General features: G+C 71.7%; 13 protein-coding genes. 7 read left to right on the top strand and 6 right to left on the bottom strand.

Annotated elements, in window-relative coordinates; genetic code table 11:
• Positions 1 to 87 precede the first annotated feature (87 nt).
• From PUR53_RS46930 to PUR53_RS46915, 4 genes are all read left to right on the top strand, one after another.
• On the top strand, positions 88 to 1,626 hold the full coding sequence (locus PUR53_RS46930; protein ID WP_329901593.1) for a sugar ABC transporter ATP-binding protein: 1,539 nt from the start codon (positions 88 to 90) through the stop codon (positions 1,624 to 1,626).
• Positions 1,623 to 2,723 carry an ABC transporter permease gene (locus PUR53_RS46925; protein ID WP_329901592.1) on the top strand — a complete coding sequence of 367 codons (1,101 nt, stop codon included), beginning with the start codon at positions 1,623 to 1,625 and terminating at the stop codon, positions 2,721 to 2,723. Before PUR53_RS46930 ends, PUR53_RS46925 begins: the two co-directional genes overlap by 4 nt.
• Positions 2,720 to 3,751 (top strand): galactofuranose ABC transporter, permease protein YjfF, encoded by a 1,032-nt coding sequence (yjfF, locus tag PUR53_RS46920; protein ID WP_329901591.1) that lies wholly within the window; start codon positions 2,720 to 2,722, stop codon positions 3,749 to 3,751. Before PUR53_RS46925 ends, yjfF begins: the two co-directional genes overlap by 4 nt.
• Before the next feature lie 230 nt (positions 3,752 to 3,981).
• A complete protein-coding gene (locus PUR53_RS46915) occupies positions 3,982 to 4,710 on the top strand; it encodes an SCO2400 family protein (protein WP_329912524.1) in 729 nt (242 codons plus the stop codon).
• A 71-nt stretch (positions 4,711 to 4,781) separates the two neighbouring features.
• On the opposite strand, the gene PUR53_RS46910 is transcribed toward PUR53_RS46915, so the two are convergent.
• The 4 genes from PUR53_RS46910 to PUR53_RS46895 form a co-directional block, all read right to left on the bottom strand.
• Positions 4,782 to 7,160, bottom strand: coding sequence for a hypothetical protein (locus PUR53_RS46910; RefSeq protein WP_329912523.1), 2,379 nt, complete (start codon positions 7,158 to 7,160; stop codon positions 4,782 to 4,784).
• Positions 7,161 to 7,453: 293 nt separating this feature from the next.
• Complete coding sequence (locus PUR53_RS46905) at positions 7,454 to 7,762, bottom strand: hypothetical protein (RefSeq protein ID WP_329912522.1); 309 nt, start codon at positions 7,760 to 7,762, stop codon at positions 7,454 to 7,456.
• Positions 7,755 to 9,005, bottom strand: a complete 1,251-nt coding sequence (locus tag PUR53_RS46900; protein WP_329912521.1) for a hypothetical protein — start codon at positions 9,003 to 9,005, stop codon at positions 7,755 to 7,757. Before PUR53_RS46900 ends, PUR53_RS46905 begins: the two co-directional genes overlap by 8 nt.
• Positions 9,006 to 9,122: 117 nt before the next feature.
• Entirely contained in the window at positions 9,123 to 9,560 is a 438-nt protein-coding gene (locus PUR53_RS46895; RefSeq protein ID WP_329901586.1) for a MarR family winged helix-turn-helix transcriptional regulator, read from the bottom strand.
• A gap of 126 nt (positions 9,561 to 9,686) precedes the next feature.
• Between PUR53_RS46895 and PUR53_RS46890 the strand changes: the two genes are divergently transcribed.
• Complete coding sequence (locus PUR53_RS46890; protein ID WP_329901585.1) at positions 9,687 to 10,709, top strand: NADP-dependent oxidoreductase; 1,023 nt, start codon at positions 9,687 to 9,689, stop codon at positions 10,707 to 10,709.
• A 95-nt stretch (positions 10,710 to 10,804) separates the two neighbouring features.
• Here PUR53_RS46890 and PUR53_RS46885 read toward each other — a convergent pair whose 3' ends face one another.
• Both PUR53_RS46885 and PUR53_RS46880 read right to left on the bottom strand, forming a co-directional pair.
• On the bottom strand, positions 10,805 to 11,989 hold the full coding sequence (locus PUR53_RS46885) for a serine hydrolase domain-containing protein (protein WP_329901584.1): 1,185 nt from the start codon (positions 11,987 to 11,989) through the stop codon (positions 10,805 to 10,807).
• 26 nt (positions 11,990 to 12,015) lie between these two features.
• Positions 12,016 to 14,571 (bottom strand): M14 family zinc carboxypeptidase, encoded by a 2,556-nt coding sequence (locus tag PUR53_RS46880; protein WP_329912520.1) that lies wholly within the window; start codon positions 14,569 to 14,571, stop codon positions 12,016 to 12,018.
• 204 nt (positions 14,572 to 14,775) lie between these two features.
• On the opposite strand from PUR53_RS46880, the gene PUR53_RS46875 reads away from it, so the two are divergent.
• Together PUR53_RS46875 and PUR53_RS46870 are read left to right on the top strand one after the other, a co-directional pair.
• The gene (locus PUR53_RS46875) at positions 14,776 to 15,354 is read left to right on the top strand and encodes a TetR/AcrR family transcriptional regulator (RefSeq protein WP_329901582.1); all 579 of its coding nucleotides are present in this window, start codon (positions 14,776 to 14,778) and stop codon (positions 15,352 to 15,354) included.
• A gap of 64 nt (positions 15,355 to 15,418) precedes the next feature.
• Complete coding sequence (locus tag PUR53_RS46870) at positions 15,419 to 16,588, top strand: GDSL-type esterase/lipase family protein (RefSeq protein ID WP_329912519.1); 1,170 nt, start codon at positions 15,419 to 15,421, stop codon at positions 16,586 to 16,588.
• Positions 16,589 to 16,645 lie beyond the last annotated feature (57 nt).

Raw genomic sequence — 16,645 nt, 5'->3', positions numbered from 1 at the left:
CCGGCAGGGAGCCTCCAGGGGACCGGGCACGACCCGGTCCCGGAGGCTCCCCGCGGGCCTGAACCCATGTCAAGAGGAGCGCTGCTCATGGCAGAGCCGCGGCCCGTCCTGGAGATGACGGGCATAGTCAAGGAATTTCCGGGGGTACGGGCTCTGTCGGGCGTCGACTTCCGGCTCTTCCCCGGTGAGATCCACGCCCTGATGGGCGAGAACGGAGCCGGGAAGTCCACCCTCATCAAGGTGCTGACGGGGGTCTACTCCCGGGACGGCGGCACCGTCACCCTCGACGGCGAGTCCGTGCGGATCGGCAGCCCGCTGGAGGCCCAGCAGGCCGGCATCAGCACGGTCTACCAGGAGGTCAACCTCTGCCCCAACCTCTCGGTGGCGGAGAACATCTTCATCGGCCGTGAACCCACCCGCGCGGGCCGCATCCAGTGGAAGCGGATGCGCAAGGAAGCCGCGGAGATGGTCGACCGGCTCGGCCTCGACATCGACGTCACCGCGCCGCTGTCCGCATACCCGCTGGCCGTGCAGCAACTGGTCGCGATCGTACGGTCGGTGGGCCACGGCGACAGCGACGGCGAGGGCTCCGGCACCAAGGTGCTGGTCCTGGACGAGCCCACCTCCAGCCTCGACCGCGACGAGGTCCTCGAACTGTTCCGCCTGATGCGGCGGCTGCGGGACGAGGGCGTCGCCATCCTCTTCGTCTCGCACTTCCTGGACCAGATCTACGAGATCTGCGACCGGATGACGGTGCTGCGCAACGGCACCCTGGTCGGCGAGCACATGGTCCGCGACCTCGACCAGGTCGGGCTGATCGAGCTGATGATCGGCAAGGCCCTGGACCAGCTGGAGGAGCTCCACGAGCACCAGCTGCGCTCCGACGTCGGCGAGACCCTGGTCGCCGCCGAGGGCCTCGGCCGCACCGGCGGCATCGCCCCCTTCGACCTGGAGATCAAGAAGGGCGAGGTCGTCGGCCTCGCCGGTCTCCTCGGCTCGGGCCGCACCGAACTCGCCCGGCTGCTCTTCGGCGCCGACCAGCCCGACAGCGGCAAGGTCACCGTGGGCGGCAAGCAGGTCTCGATGAGCGCCCCGAACGACGCCATCGCCGCCGGGGTCGCGTTCTGCTCGGAGAACCGCAAGACCGAGGGCCTGGTCCCCGATCTGACGGTCCGGGAGAACATCATCCTGGCCCTCCAGGCGTCCCGCGGCTGGACCCGGCCCATCCCGGCCGGCCAGCGCGACGAACTGGTCGCCAAGTACATCAAGGCGCTGGACATCCGCCCCGCCAACCCGGAGGCCCGGGTCGGCCAGCTCAGCGGCGGCAACCAGCAGAAGGTGCTGCTCGCCCGCTGGCTGATCACCCAGCCGAAGCTGCTGATCCTGGACGAGCCGACGCGCGGCATCGACATCGGCGCGAAGGCGGAGATCCAGAAACTGGTCGTCTCCCTCTCCGAGGACGGCATGTCCGTCCTCTACATCGCGGCCGAACTGGAGGAGGTCCTCCGCCTCAGCCACACCATCGGCGTCCTGCGCGACCGCAAGCTGGTGGCCCGGCTCACCAACGGGCCGGAGATCACCACCAGCAAGATCCTGGAGACCATCGCGAGCGGAGAACACCAGTGAGCACCCCATCCGCAGCCAGCACCTCCCGCTGGCGGGCGCTGACGCAGCACCACCTGTTCTGGCCGGTCGCGGTCCTGGTGGCCCTGCTGCTCATCAACGTCCCCTTCACGCCCGACTTCTTCGCGATCAAGATGACGGACGGCCACCTCTACGGCAGCCTCGTCTCGATCGTGCTGTTCGGTTCGCCGCTGATCCTGGTCGCGGTCGGCATGACCCTCGTCATCGCCACCGGCGGCATCGACCTCTCCGTCGGCGCGGTCGTCGCCATCACCGGCGCCCTGACCTGTTCGTACATCAGCGACCAGGCCGACCAGAACGCCCTGGCCGGGGTGTTCCTGGCCATGGGGATCGGGCTGGTGGCCGCGGTCCTGTGCGGTCTGTGGAACGGGTTCCTGGTCGCCCGGATGGGCATCCAGCCGATCATCGCGACCCTGATCATCATGGTCGCCGGCCGCGGTGTCGCCCAGCTGATCACCGACGGCCAGATCATCACCATCAACAGCGAGCCGTACAAGCTGATCGGCGGCGGCTACTGGCTGACGCTGCCCTTCTCCATCTTCGTGGTGGCCGCGGTCGTCGCCGTCACCGTCGCGCTGACCCGGAAGACCGCGCTCGGACTGCTCGTCGAGTCCGTCGGCGGCAACGCCGAGGCCAGCCGCCTGGTGGGCATCCGGTCCCGGCGCATCAAGATCATGGTCTATATGTTCTGCGCGCTGTGTGCGGGCATCGCGGGCCTGATGATCAGCTCCAACACCTCGGCCGCGGACGGCAACAACGCCGGCCTGTGGATCGAACTGGACGCGATCCTCGCCGTGGTCATCGGCGGCACCTCGCTGCTCGGCGGCCGGTTCTCGATCGGCGGCACGGTGATCGGCGCCCTCGTGATCCAGACCCTGACCACCACGATCTACACCATCGGTGTGCCGACCCAGACCAACCTGGTCTTCAAGGCCGCCGTCGTCATCGTCGTCTGCCTGCTGCAGTCCCCGAAGTTCCGGGCCAAGGTCTTCGGCGCCAAGGGGCGCGGAAAGCCCGCCGCCCCGGCGGAGCCCGCCACCCCGGCCGACGCCGCCCCGAAGATGGAGGTGTCGCGATGAGCGCGACCACCAAGACCCCCACGGCGCCGGAAGGCCGTACGGCGTCCGGGCCGTCCGCGGTCACCCGCCTGCTCGGCGACCGGCGGCTGCCCGTCCTGGTCACGGCCGCCCTGTTCCTCGCGATGTACGTCACCGGCCTCAGCCGGTACCAGAACTACGGGTTCGCCGATTCGCAGGTGTTCCTCAACCTGTTCATCGACAACGGCTACCTCCTGGTCGCCGCCGTCGGCGCCACCTTCGTCATCATGTCCGGCGGCATCGACCTGTCCGTGGGCTCGCTGATCGGCTTCACCACGATGTTCACCGCCTGGCTGGTGGAGCGTCAGGGCCTGCCTCTGATCGTGGTCGTCCCCCTCGCCCTCGGCGTGGGCGCGTTCGGCGGCTTCCTCATGGGCTATGTGATCCACAACTTCGAGATCCAGCCGTTCATCGTGACCCTCGCAGGCCTCTTCCTCTTCCGGGGCCTGTGCCTGGTCATCAGCAAGGAGTCCATCTCCATCAGCGACTCCACGGTGAGCAGCCTGGCCCAGACCCGGGTGCCCCTCGGGCTGGGGGACCTGTCGATCGGCGCCCTGGTGGCCCTGGCCGTCCTCGCGTTCGCCTTCTACGTACTGCACTACACGCGCTTCGGACGCCGTGTGTACGCGATCGGCGGCAACGAGCAGTCGGCGCTGCTGATGGGGCTTCCGCTGGGCGGCACCAAGATCGCGGTCTACACGGTGAGCGGCTTCTGCTCGGCGCTGGCCGGCCTGCTGTTCATGCTGTACATCCAGTCCGGCGACCCGCTGCACGCCGTCGGCATGGAACTCGACGCCATCGCCGCGGTGGTCATCGGCGGCACCCTGCTGACGGGCGGCTCCGGCTATGTCATCGGCACCCTCTTCGGCGTCCTGGTGCTGGGCCTGATCAAGAGCATCATCCAGTTCGAGGGCACCCTCAGCTCCTGGTGGACGAAGATCGCCACCGGTGTGCTCCTCTGCGCGTTCATCCTGATCCAGCGGACCATGACGGCCCGCAAGCAGACCTGAGCCGAGCAGCTCCCGGCACACAGGCCCTTCCGGCACGTCGGCTCTCGCGGGCCGTCGACTCTCGCGGTCCGTCGCATACCCCGTGCGGCGGACCGCGCGGCGTTTCGCCGACTCGCGGCGAATGGTCGGGCTTGACCTCAACCAGGCAAACCGGAAAGCCCAGTTCCGCACACAACCTTCACAGCAGCCTCTAGGAACGCTCCCTGTGCGGAATCTAGTCTTCCCGCGTCATGGACTACTGCCACCCGTGCCGACGGCACCTCAACGGCGCCCTCGCCTGCCCGGGCTGCGGCACCCCCGTCGAAGAGCTACGCGCGTACGCGGACGACGCCGACGCGCACCCCGAGGACACCGAGGAGACCACCTCGGCACCCGAGGACGAGCCCGGCCCCCGCACCTCGCGCCGCCGGGCCGGCCGTGAGCGCGCGGGGACGCGCTCCAACCGACGTGACCGCAAGGCGGCCGCCCACCGGCGCCGACGCAAGCGCGCCCTGCTGATCGGCTCCGGGCTGCTGCTGGCCGTCGGCGCGCTGAGCCTGACGGAGCTGGGCATGGAGTCCCCCGGCTCCGGTCCGACGACCAACGCGGCCGACGACGAACGTGCGGGTGGCGCCTCGGCCAGCCCCGACGGGGGCGCGGCCGAGCGGGACGGCACGACCGGGGCCTCCGGCGAGGACGCCTCCCCGTCCGCCTCGCCCTCCAAGTCCGCCTCGCCGTCCGCCTCCGCGTCGGAGAAGGACGACAAGGACAAGGACAAGGACGAGGCCGAGGAGGAGAAGGAACGCGACGCCCAGTCCGCGACCGCGGGCTCCCGCCCCGAGGTCTCCACCTCGGCCCCTGCCGCCACGTCCGCCCCCGACCCGACGACGGAGCCCACCTCCGACCCGACCCCCGACGACCCGGCCCCCGAGCCGTCACCCTCGGAGACCTGCGAGAGGTTCCTGTGGTGGTGCGCCTAGCGGCAGGCGCCCGACGGTCGGCGACCCCCTGACGCACCGTCAGGAGGCCGTCGCCGGACGCGGATCCGGAGTCACCGGTCGGTGTGGCCCTCCGCGATCTGCTGCCTCTCCCACTGCACCTTCCGCACCACCTCGGGCTTGACCTGACGCTCCTCCAGGGTGTGGACGAGCCCGTCCAGCAGGTGGGTCGCCGAGTCGCGCCGGCCCAGTTCGTCCAGGCCGGCCGCGGCCCGCGTCACGTCGTTCGTGAGCCGGATGTGACCGAAGGTGTTCGCCGCCGCCCCCAGATCACCGTAGGCCTGCTCGGCGAGCTGCCCGCCCGCCTCGGCGTCGGTCCCGGCGGCCACGACGCTCACCGCGCCGTCGCGGGTCGTGAGGACCTTGCCGGGGACGGCGGCCGCGGTGGCGAGACACGCGGCCGAGTGCTTGGCCACGGCGGTGTCGGGGATCCGCTCGGTGACCTCGCGCAGCACGTCGTTGGCGTCGTCCAGGACCCGGCTGCCGCCCAGCGCGAGGACGCGTCCCACGGTGTCGGTGAACACGTCGTCCGCGAGGCGCTCCTGGTCCCGGCTGGCCGGGCGCTCCACCCGGACGGTGATCGGGGCCGCCAGGACCTGGCCACCGGAGGGGTCGCCGGCGGCCGAGGCCCCGTCGCGGGCGGACCGCAGCGCCGCGTACACCCGGTAGGCACCCGGCTCGGAGATCTGCCAGCCGTCGAGGCCCGAGGAGAGCACGACCTGCTCGTACAGGGATTCGCCCGGTTGCAGCAGGACGGGCTCCGGGCGCAGGCAGTAACGCAGGTACGGCTGCACCACCCGGGCCTCGGTCGTGCCCTCCCGCTGGACGAGGATGCTGAGTTCGTCGCTGCTCAGCGTCGCGCGGTTCACCATCGTGGGGACGCCGGAGGTGTTGGTCAGCTTCAGCTCCCCGATCACCGGCTCCAGCATGCCGAAGCGGTAGGCCTGTTGCCGGTCGGCGTCGCGGTTGAAGCGCAGGGTGAGCTTCAACGGCCCCGTGCCGACGCTGCGTCGGGCCTGCTCGAAGCCGTGGTGGTCGAACATGGCGATGTTGCCCTGCTGCACGAACCGCTCGGGAGCGTGCCGCAGGAAGCGGAGTTCGTCCTCGGAGAAGAAGTACCGGAAGCCGGCGAAGAACGCCTGCGGTCCGCCCTCGAAGCGGTGCGGGTAGTTCATGAAGCTGAAGGCGCGCGGCTCGTTGCGCAGCGGCATCCAGGAGGTGTCCGACGACTTGTCCCACGAGTGCGCGAGGTTGAAGCAGTGACCGATCTCGTGCACCGCCGTCCAGTAGCGCATCCGGCGCACGTACGCCTCGGGGTCGGGGTCGTCCGGCGGCCGTTCGGAGATGAACGACTTCGAGAACACCGCGCAGCCCTGCCGCTGGACCTTGCCGACGAAGTCGAACATGATGCCGCCCAGACTCGGACCCCTGTTGTGCTGACCGGCGAACAGCGTCCACACCTGCCACTGGGCGACGCCCTGTCCCGAAGGGCCGGGCTTCCAGGCGGACCAGTGCTGCTGCATGGCGTCGTGCATCTCGATGTCGGACCACTTGCCGTTCACCGAGGCGGAGAGCGGGATCTCGTTGCTGCCCCGGGTGCGCGTGACATGGATGCCCTGCCTGCTGAACGCGTCCTCCACGGTGAGGGTGGTGTTCGGGAGGTCCGGCGGCCGGACGGGGTGGTCGTGCAGCGCGTACTCGACGGTCTGTTCGGCGTCGGAGACCCGGTCGTACTCGATCTCCACCTCGCGGAAGTGCGGCGTGACGTGCGCGTAGCGCACCACCTCGTCCGGGGCGTCCGGCCGTACGAAGGTGACGAGCGCGCCCATGGGCTGCAGGGGCGGCGTGCCGGTGAGCTGGACGCGGATCGCCGTGCCGGGCCGCAGGGCCGTGTTGCCGTCGCGGTACTCGATCGGTCCGGCGTAGGTGCCGTTCGGTTCCTTGCGGACCTTGGCGAGCCAGGTGAGCCGGCCGCTGAGGAGCCGCCAGACCGTGCCGGAGACCGTCATGGTGGGAGCCGGGCCGTCCACGTCCACGCGCAGCTCCTCGAACGACACCACGGCGCTCTCGGGTGCCGCGACCTCGGCTGCCTGGGTCGGGGCCTGACCGGACACGATCTGCTGCGGGGTGACCGGTTCGCCGTTGCCCGACGACGCGCCCGCCGTCCAGGGGAAGCCGACCGCCGCCGTCGCGACCGGCCCCGCGTCGGCGGCCGGAGGGGCCTCGGCGGCCTGCGCGAGGCCGCCGGGCGGCACGGGGAGATCGAGGCGCAGGTACACGCCGCTGCGCCCGGTCGCCGCGATGGCCGCGCCCTCCGCGGCCGCCTCGGGCCCGGTCTGCCTCTCGCCGCCCAGACGGCGGGTGATCGTGCCCATCACCGCGCTGACGAGCTGGTCGAACTCGCTGCGCTGGCTGGATTCCTGAGTGGTCATGCTGCCTCCCGCTTCCGCCCACGCCCGAGCGTGGGCGGACGAAGGTGAACGGTGAACGGCCGGGAGCCCGGACCGTTCCGGACCGGAGAAACGTGGGCCTGGGCGACGTCGGCCTGTGCGCCGCGGCCGTCGGAGGCGGCCGCGGGGGGGGGCGTCGTTCGGGGAACGCGACGTCGGACGGCGCACGAAAGGGGAGTTATTCACCCGACAGGCGGGTTTGTTCCCACTGGCCAGTCAAAGCCCGGCGGGGGAGAGCCGCAACCGGACCCGGCCTGCACGGGCCTTCACGGCCCTCACGCGTAGCCGCGTAGCCCGCTGCCGGTCACGGCGTCGAGGCCGCCGTCGGCGGCGCGGCTGATCGCCACCCACCGCACGGCGCCCGTGTCGACCCGGATGCTCAGCCGCTCGACGCCGTCGACCCGCACGCCGATCGCGTGGTCCCCCTCCGGCAGCCGGACGGCGACGGAGCGGGCGAGGCCGATCTGCCGCCGTGTGCGGACCTCGGGATCGTCCAGGACGACGTCCCCGTCCACCACGACCACGACGTGCTGGCCCTCGAACCCCTCCTCCAGCGCGATGGTCAGCTCACCCGGCTCAGCCAAGGCTCTGCCCTCCGTCGGGGGCCCGTCGTTCGGGCGGATCGGTCGGTGGCCGTCCCACGTCCGAGAGCGTCTCGCGCGCACGCGCGTCGACGAAACGGGTCACGAGATGCTGGGCGGCACCGAAGATGACGGCCCACGCCACGATCTGCGGACTGGAGTCCAGGTAGCTCAGACCGGGGATGAACGCACCCCGGATGAGCAGCACTCCGACGAACGCGGTCAGGGCCCCCGTGGGGAACTTCAACAGGGCCGCCGCGAGCGGCAGCATGTACGGCGAACTCGTCCCCTTGATGCGGCGCAGGGAGGCGATGACCGTGAGCGCCGCGCCGGCGAGCCCCGCGGCCTCCACGACGAGGACGTCGACCCGCCGGGCGTAGTCGCTGGGCACCAGTTTCTCGTCGTTACGGTGGACCTCCCCCGACGGGCAGGCGGCGTACTCGCTCCTGTCGGGGAGGAAGCACATGTTCAGGGAGTCGGGGCAGGCCCATCCCCAGACCGCGAGTCCGCCCGCGCCGAGGAGGACGAAGAAGGTCGCGATCCGCAGGATGATGCTGAGGCTGCGCACCCTGCTGAACTCGCCGTCCAGCGCCTCGTAGGAGGCGCTCAGGCCGGAGACGAGCAGTTCACGGTCGCCCGGCAGCCGCTCCGCCGCCTCCACGCGTCCCGCGGCCGCGGCCACCTTCACCCGCAGCGTGTCGTTCGGGCGGAGATGCTGCTCGACGTGGCTCAGCACGTCGGCGCTGCGGCCGACCAGGTCCTGATCCGAACACAACGCGAGCAGCATCACGTCGGCCGCGCGCACATTGGCCCAGGTTCTCTCCAGGGCGGCGGCCCCGGTGAACAGTCGGCGCCGCGCGGAGACGGCCTCGCGCGCTTCCCGCAGTTGCCGGGCGATCCCCTCCAGCGTCTTCTCCCGCCGGCACCGCTCGACCGGGTCCTCGACCGCCCGGCATCCCTCACGGGCCGCCTGCTGCTCCAGATAGAGGATGTGGGCGACGGCACGCTCGCGCCAGGCCGTCCGGTGACCCCGGAACATCTCCTCGGCGGGGCGGGGGAGTTGGGCCATGGGCTCCGGCCGGGTCGGTCCGTCGGCGGCAGGGCGCGACGCCCGGTCCCGCGCCGATGTGCGCCCGAGGACGTGTGCGGCGATCCAGGCGAGGGCGACGGCGGCGACGCGGGGCTTCTTCGGGCCGTCGGCACCGTCGGACCCGTCGGCGCCGTCGAAGGCCTTCCCGTTGGTCATCCAGACCTCCAGCAAAGACTCCCCTGCTCAGCGTAGGCCGGACGACCATCGGGTGCACCTACACCCGATGCTCCCGCGCCCGGCGCCCGCCCGCGCCCGGCCCATCGCCCCCCGCGCCTACGCCTCCAGCATCCGCCGCAGCAGATCCCGCAGGGACTCCCGCTCGGTGGTGCTCAGGCCCGCCAGAGGCTCGCGGGCGAAGTCCAGGGAGTCCCGGAGGCTGCCGGCCACCCGGCGGCCCTCGGCGGTGGCGGCCGCCAGTTTCACGCGGCGGTCGTTCGGGTCGGGGCGGCGCTCCACCAGGCCCCGGGTCTCCAGGCGGTCCACGATGCCGGTCACGTTCGACGGCTCGCAGCGGAGTTTCTGGGCGAGACGACGCATGGGGAGCGGCTCCAGGGAAAGAAGGCCGAGGAGGCGGGCCTGGGCGCCGGTGAGGCTGTGTTCGGCGGCGGCGTCCTCGTACTCCTCGTGGTAGCGGGCCACCACCGTGCCGATGAGTTCGACGACCTCCATGGTCAACGGGTCGATGCGGGGGGTCGTCTTCTGCGTGGGCATGACGTCGAGGGTACCCCTTTACTTGACAACATGAAATATTCAGGAGCATGGTTGTTTCAGATGCTGAAGTAACCGATCGGTATGTACGCACCGCCGCATGCACCGCACACCGCAGAAAGGCCCCCCATGTCCGACACCCCCGCCCTCCCCGCCACCAGCCGTGAATGGCACCTGCTGAGCCGTCCCGCCGGCTGGCCCAAGGACGAGGACTTCGCCCTGGTCGAGGCGGAGATCCGGCAGCCCGGCGCGGGTGAGGTCCTCGTACGGAACAAGTACCTCTCCGTGGACCCGTACATGCGTGGCCGCATGAGCGACGCGAAGTCCTACGTCGCCCCGTTCGAGCTGGGCAAGGTCATGCAGGGCGGCGCCGTGGGCGAGGTCGTCGCCTCGGCGGCGGACGGCATCGCCGTCGGCGACCACGTGCTGCACTTCGGCGGCTGGCGCGAGTACGCCACCATCGACGCCAAGCAGGCCGTGAAGGTCGACCCGGACGCCGCGCCCCTCTCCACCTACCTCGGCGTCCTCGGCATGACCGGCCTCACCGCCTACGCGGGCCTGCTGCGCGTCGGCGCCTTCAAGGAGGGCGACGCGGTCTTCGTCTCCGGCGCCGCCGGTGCCGTCGGCAGCCAGGTCGGCCAGATCGCCAAGCTCAAGGGCGCCTCACGGGTCATCGGCTCCGCGGGCTCCGACGAGAAGGTCAAGCTCCTCGTGGAGGAGTACGGCTTCGACGCCGCCTTCAACTACAAGAACGGCCCGGTGGCGGAGCAGCTCAAGGAGGCCGCCCCCGACGGCATCGACGTCTACTTCGACAACGTCGGCGGCGAGCACCTGGAGGCCGCGATCGGCGCGCTCAACCTGCGCGGCCGGGCCGTGATCTGCGGAATGATCTCCCAGTACAACGCGACGGAGCCGACCCCCGGCCCGCGCAACATGGTCAAGATCCTGCAGAACCGCCTCCGCGTCGAGGGCGTCCTCGTCGGCGACCACTACGACTTCCAGCCGCAGTTCGTCCAGGAGGTCGGCCCCTGGGTCGCGTCGGGCGAACTCAAGTACCGCGAGACCGTGGTGGAGGGCATCGAGAACAACCTGGAGGCCTTCCTCGGCGTCCTGCGCGGCGACAACACGGGCAAGATGATCGTCAAGCTCTGAGCCCCACCCCGTGACGGTCGCCCGCTCACGGTCGTTGCACAACGCGGAGTCCGCACCCCTGGACGTGGGGTGCGGACTCTGTCGTGTGCGTCGGCTCAGAGTGCCGACGCCAGCGCCGCCGTGTGCACCGCCCGCACCAGACCCGCGTTCTCCGGGGCCGCCCCGCCCGGGAAGGCCATGCGGCGGCGGGTGTAGCCGTAGGCGAGGCCGCTGCGGGGGTCGGCGAAGGCCTGGGAGCCGGCGGCGCCGCTGTGGCCGAACGTGCCGGCGCCGAGGAAGGGGTGGACCAGTTCGGCCGTGGCCTGGAAGCCCAGGCCGAACGCCTTCGGGGCCCGCGAGACGAGGTCGTGGCCGAGGGAGTGGACCTGGCCGAACTCGCCGATGGTGTCGGGCTTGAGCAGCGGCGGCCGCCCGTCGACCTCGCTGACGGCCGCCGCGTACATCCCGGCGAGCCCCCGTGCCGAGCCGATGCCACCCGCCGACGCCTGCCCGCCGGCGCGCACGATCCGCGCGTTGGGGAAGTCCGTCAGCTCACCCGGCTCCGGCACCTGGTTGTTGAACGCGATCGACGTCAGCGTGTGCGGGCCGCTGGGCGCCGCGTCCAGCTCGGCCTGCTGCGCGGGCGTCGGCAGCATCGGCTGCACGGTTCGGAAGCGGGGCTCGTGCTCGGCCGGCAGCCCCAGGAAAAGATCGAGGTCGTACGGGGCGCGGATCCGCTCCTCGTACACCTCCTGGAGCGTGCGCCCTGTCGCCCGCCGTACGACCTCGCCGGTGAGCGCCCCGATGACCAGCGCGTGGTAGCCGAAGGCGGCGCCGGGCCGCCAGTACGGGCGCTGCACGGCGAGGCGTTCGGCGATGACCCGGTCGTCCGCCAGCTCCTCCAGGGTGAACCCGGCGTCGGTGCCGATGAGCCCCGCCCGGTGCGAGATCAGCTCCCGCAGGGTCACCGCCCCCTTGCCCTCGGCCGCGAACTCCGGCCAGTAGTGGGCGACTTCACGGTCCAGCTCCAGCACCCCGTCCTGGACGAGGAGCGCGACGACGAGATGGGCGGCACCCTTGGTGGAGGAGAACACGCCGTGCAGCGCGTCGCCACCCGTCTCCGCCTCCTCGGCGGGGCCCGCCCACAGGTCGACGACCCGCCGCCCCCGTACATACGCGGCCAACTGGCCCTCGTAGTCGGCCCGTTCACCGGCCACGAACGCGGTGAACTCCTCGCGCACCGTCTCGAAGCCGTCGGCCACGGTCCCGTGGACGGCGGCCGTCCGGGTCCCCTCGGTCATGCGCACTCCTCTTCCTCGACTCCCGGCTATCTCCCCACGGTCAGCAACGCCCGCCCCACCTGCGGGAGTTCCCCTTTCGGATGGGCGCGGAAGAGGGGCTCCGTGCCGAAGAGGACCGCGTTCGGCCCGCTGACCACGGACGGCCGGCCCGCCGCGGCCGCCGGGCCGCCGGAGCCGTCCTCCGACGGCCGCCAGTGCCCCGAGATCAGCGGGTTCCCGGTGCCGTACGCCTGCTCGACGGTCACGCCGTCACCCAGCGCGGTGAACCATACGGGCGCGTAGACGAAGCTGTGGTCCGGTGCGCCGCCGGTCACCGTGCCACCCGAATTCACCACGCGCACCACGCCGTTGGCGTCCCCGTTGCCCTGCACCGCCGTGACCTCCAACTGCCCGGTGGCCGAGGCGAGCGCCGCGCCGGCCGCGCCCCGGCCGACCAGACCGTGCCCGGCGAGGAACCCGGTGAGGGCCGTACGGGCGGACGGGTTCAGAGCGCCGTACGACAGACCGGACGACACGAACAGCACATCGGCCCCCGACCAGTCGAAGCCCGCGTTCAGGATCGCCGTCGACACCGGCACCACGTCGAAGTCCATCTCGCGCAGCGCGAACAGCTCACCCGCAGTGACGGCCGCGGCCACGCGGACCGGCCGCAGCGGTGTGCCCTTCGGACGGCCCTCGACCGCGTCGAAGACCACGTCGTACGAGCGGGCGAGCGCCTCGGCCCTCCGCCGCGCCGAGGACGGCACGAGCGCGCTGCCGTCGGCCGCCCGCCGTACGGAAACCCCCTCCCTGAGCAGGGAGTTGAGGGCGGCGATCTCCTGCGGGGAGTCGAGCCGGAGGCGCAGGTCACCGCGCGGGGCGACGTGTCCGACGCGGGCGGCGGACGTCACAGGCCGGGCGGGCACGGCGGACGGACGACCGCTGTCCGCCGCCACCACGGTGGCGCCCCACAGCCGCCCCAGGCTCCAGCCGGAGATGTCGTACATCACCGAGACCTTGTCGCTGATGTCCCGCCCGTCGGCGAGCAGCACATTGGCCATCCCGCGCTTGGGCTGACGCAGGTCGACCACGTACGACCCCTTCGCGTACGACCGGCCGTCGAGCCGGAAGGCACGGGTCGCGCGCGTCACGCGTACGTCGTTGGCGAGCAGGTGGTCGACGAGTCGCGCGGCGGCCGTGGCGGAGCGCTGCCCGCCGCCCGCGGGGACGACGTAGGCGCGCGGGAACTCGGTCGTGTAGACGTCCTCGGGGCCGATGCCGGGCACCCCGGGCACGGTCTTCGCCGAGACCGGCACCTGCGCGGCGCCCTCGGCACCGCGCCGGAAGACCTCGATCTGGTCGGCGATCAGCGAAGTCCGCTTCTCCCGTACGAAGTCGAGGGTCGCGCGCAGGGCCGCGCCGGCCACGTCGACGTTGATCGCGGACCGGCGGCGGAGTTCCCCGACCGGCAGCGACTCGTACGCCGCGTTGTTCACCTGCAGCGGGATCTCCACGGTGTGCGCGGCGACCGTGCCGTGGAAGGCGGCGTACTGCGGGGTGAAGATCGGCGGCCAGTCGTCCCACCCCTCCGCCGAGTCGCGGAACGGGATCTGGGCCGGTTCGACGCCGTCCTTCGCGGGCGTGTGACCGAGACCGTTGACGGCCGACTCCATGCGCAGCGCGTTCGCGTAGGTGTTCTTCAGGAACAGGTCGTACTCGTAGTTCTCGCCGTGCGGGGGAGTGGTCGGCTCGATGAGGGTGCCGTTGACGTATCCGTGCAGATCGAGCATCACGGCGGGCTGCTTGTCGATCTGGATCCGCCGCATCGCCCGTACCTCGGGCTGCGAGGCGGTGACGAAGTCCCGGTTCATGTCGAACCCGGCCGCGTTGGCGCGGGTGCCCGCGATCCGGCCGTCCGGGTTGGCGGTGATGTTGAAGTACAGCCGGGAGTGCGCGAGGAGGTCCTTCGTCCTGGCGTCGGTCGCCGTCGCCAGCCGCTCGATCAGCCGGAGGGACGCGTCGGTGCCCTCCCACTCGTTGCCGTGGATGTTGTTGTTGAAGAAGACGGGCGCCTTGTACGTCTTGCGGATCTCCGGGCTCCTGGCGGCCGACCGGGGTGCGGACTCGATGAGTTCACGCATCCGCGCCTGGGCGCGGGCCTGGCGGGCGGACTCGGGGGCGGTCACGGTGACGAGGTAGAGCCGGTGCCCGCCGGCCGACCGGCCGGTGATCTCCACGCTCACCCGGTCGCCGAGCCGCTGAAGGGCGTTCAGCTTCGGGGCGATGGCGTGGTACGGGGTGAGGCCCAGCTTGAGGGACTTGTCGGCCGGGTTCTCCGGGTCGGGGGAGAGGATCTGCTCGCGCGGGTAACCGCGGCTGGAACCAGCCGTGTCGGCGAGGTCCGCGACCGGTGCGGTCAGGGCTCGCCCGGTCACGCTCGCCGGGGTCCGGGCGGCGCCCGACGACAGGGCCGACCCCTCGCGGACCGGCGGTTTCGGGTCGGCGCCCGCGGGGTGCGGGGCGATCAGCAACGACCCCGTGGTGACGGTGACGGCGGCGACGCTGAACAGTGCGGATCTCGGGCCGGGTCTCGGCGGACGCACGCTACCTCCTGGAGTGGGGTTCCTTGGAGCGGTTCCTACGACGTGCCGGTGCGGGTGACCACAGGTGGTCTACATGTTCGACTCCCGGGCAACAAGAGGGCACAGGCGACACGGACACCTAGGGATTGTCGTCACTTGCCTAAAATCTTTAGGCAGTTGCATAATCGACACCGGCGAACGGATCGGAAGGACGGGGTCACGGGCATGGCACGCGCGGGACTCAGCCCGGAACGTCTCGCCCTCGCGGGCGCCGAGTTGGCCGACGAGATCGGCTTCGACGAGGTGACTGTCTCGGAGTTGGCCCGCCGCTTCGACGTGAAGGTCGCGAGCCTGTACTCGCACGTGCGCAACTCCCAGGACCTCAGGACCCGGATCGCCCTCCTGGCCCTGGAGGAGATGGCCGACCGGGGCGCCGCCGCGCTCGCCGGCCGGGCCGGGAAGGACGCGCTGGCGGCCCTCGGCGACGTCTACCGCGACTACGCCCGCGCACACCCCGGCCGGTACGCGGCGGCCCAGCTCAGACTGGACCCCCAGGCGGCCGCGGCGAGCGCGGGCGGCCGGCACGCACAGATGACCAGGGCGATCCTGCGCGGCTACGACCTCACCGAGCCGGACCAGACGCACGCCGTCCGGCTCCTCGGCAGCGTCTTCCACGGCTACGTCAGCCTGGAGTCGGCCGGCGGCTTCAGCCACAGCGCCCCCGACTCGCAGGAGAGCTGGGAACGCGTCCTCGACGCCCTCGACGCCCTGCTGCGCAACTGGCCTGCCCCGCCACCCCGTTGACCCCGGGCGCCCCGCCGCCGACCACCACCGATCCCTCCGTCCCCCACGATCGTCAGGTTGAGCCATGACCTCCCCCTGGATCACCACCCCCATCACCGACGACCTCCTGCGCGGCGCCCTGGAGCTGGAGCGCACCGAACACGGCGTCCTGCCGCACCGGTTGCCCGCACGGGCCCGCGCCCAGTGCACCGACCCGCAGCTGGCCATGGTCGAGTCCCAGCCCTCCGGCGTCCGCCTGGTCTTCCGCACCCGCGCCACCGCCGTCGAACTCGACGCCCTGCGCACCAAGCGGACCTACGTGGGCGCCCCGCCCCGCCCGGACGGCCTGTACGACCTCCTCGTCGACGGCCGCCCGACCGCCCGGGGCAGCGTGCCGGACGGCAACACCGTGACCATCGACATGACCACCGGCACGGCGGAGCACCGGCCGGGCCCGCCCGGCACGGTGACCTTCACCGACCTCCCCGACGGCCTCAAGACGATCGAGATCTGGCTCCCGCACAACGAGACCACCGAACTCGTCGCGCTGCGCACCGACGCCCCCGTCGAGCCCGCCCCCGACCGGGGCCGCCGTGTCTGGCTGCACCACGGCAGCTCGATCAGCCACGGCTCCGACGCCGCGAGCCCCACCGGCATCTGGCCCGCCCACGCCGCCTGCCTGGCCGGGGTCGACCTCATCAACCTGGGCTTCGGCGGCAGCGCCCTCCTCGACCCCTTCGTCGCCCGCGCCATCCGGGACACTCCTGCCGACCTGATCAGCGTCAAGATCGGCATCAACCTCGTCAACCACGACGTGATGCGGCTGCGCGCCTTCACCCCGGCCGTCCACGGCTTCCTCGACACGATCCGCGACGGCCACCCCACCGCCCCGCTGCTCGTCGTCTCCCCGATCCTCTGCCCCATCCACGAGGACACCCCCGGCCCCAGCGCCCCCGACTTCACCGGCCTCGCCGAGGGCCGCCTCCGCTTCCGCGCCATGGGCGACCCGGAGGACCTCACCCCCGGCAGGCTCACCCTCCGCGTCATCCGCGAGGAACTCGCGGCGATCGTCGCCCAGCGCGCCAAGGAGGACCCCGCCCTCCACTACCTGGACGGCCTCGCCCTCTACGGCGACCAGGACGCCACCACCCTCCCCCTCCCGGACGACCTGCACCCCGACGCCGAAACCCACCACCTCATCGGAGAACGCTTCGCGGAACTGGCCTTCGCAGCCAAGGGCGCCTTCGCGCCCTGAGGGGCCGCAGGCCCCTCAAGGGGCGCGGGGAACTGCGCGAGCGACCACATGGAACCC

The organism is Streptomyces sp. SP18BB07 (genome assembly GCF_036322545.1).
In the GTDB taxonomy this organism is placed as follows: domain Bacteria; phylum Actinomycetota; class Actinomycetes; order Streptomycetales; family Streptomycetaceae; genus Streptomyces; species Streptomyces deccanensis.
The sequence above is the reverse complement of the archived record's forward strand: the minus strand, read 5'-3'. Positions and strand labels throughout refer to the sequence as shown.

Excerpts from the sequence above, each read along its gene's own strand:
- PUR53_RS46875 (WP_329901582.1), top strand. The coding sequence starts at position 14,776 with ATGGCACGCGCGGGACTCAGCCCGGAACGTCTCGCCCTCGCGGGCGCC.
- PUR53_RS46870 (WP_329912519.1), top strand. The coding sequence starts at position 15,419 with ATGACCTCCCCCTGGATCACCACCCCCATCACCGACGACCTCCTGCGC.
- PUR53_RS46895 (WP_329901586.1), bottom strand. The coding sequence starts at position 9,560 with ATGCCCACGCAGAAGACGACCCCCCGCATCGACCCGTTGACCATGGAG.
- PUR53_RS46915 (WP_329912524.1), top strand. The coding sequence starts at position 3,982 with ATGGACTACTGCCACCCGTGCCGACGGCACCTCAACGGCGCCCTCGCC.
- PUR53_RS46885 (WP_329901584.1), bottom strand. The coding sequence starts at position 11,989 with ATGACCGAGGGGACCCGGACGGCCGCCGTCCACGGGACCGTGGCCGAC.
- yjfF (WP_329901591.1), top strand. The coding sequence starts at position 2,720 with ATGAGCGCGACCACCAAGACCCCCACGGCGCCGGAAGGCCGTACGGCG.
- PUR53_RS46910 (WP_329912523.1), bottom strand. The coding sequence starts at position 7,160 with ATGACCACTCAGGAATCCAGCCAGCGCAGCGAGTTCGACCAGCTCGTC.
- PUR53_RS46890 (WP_329901585.1), top strand. The coding sequence starts at position 9,687 with ATGTCCGACACCCCCGCCCTCCCCGCCACCAGCCGTGAATGGCACCTG.
- PUR53_RS46930 (WP_329901593.1), top strand. The coding sequence starts at position 88 with ATGGCAGAGCCGCGGCCCGTCCTGGAGATGACGGGCATAGTCAAGGAA.
- PUR53_RS46900 (WP_329912521.1), bottom strand. The coding sequence starts at position 9,005 with ATGACCAACGGGAAGGCCTTCGACGGCGCCGACGGGTCCGACGGTGCC.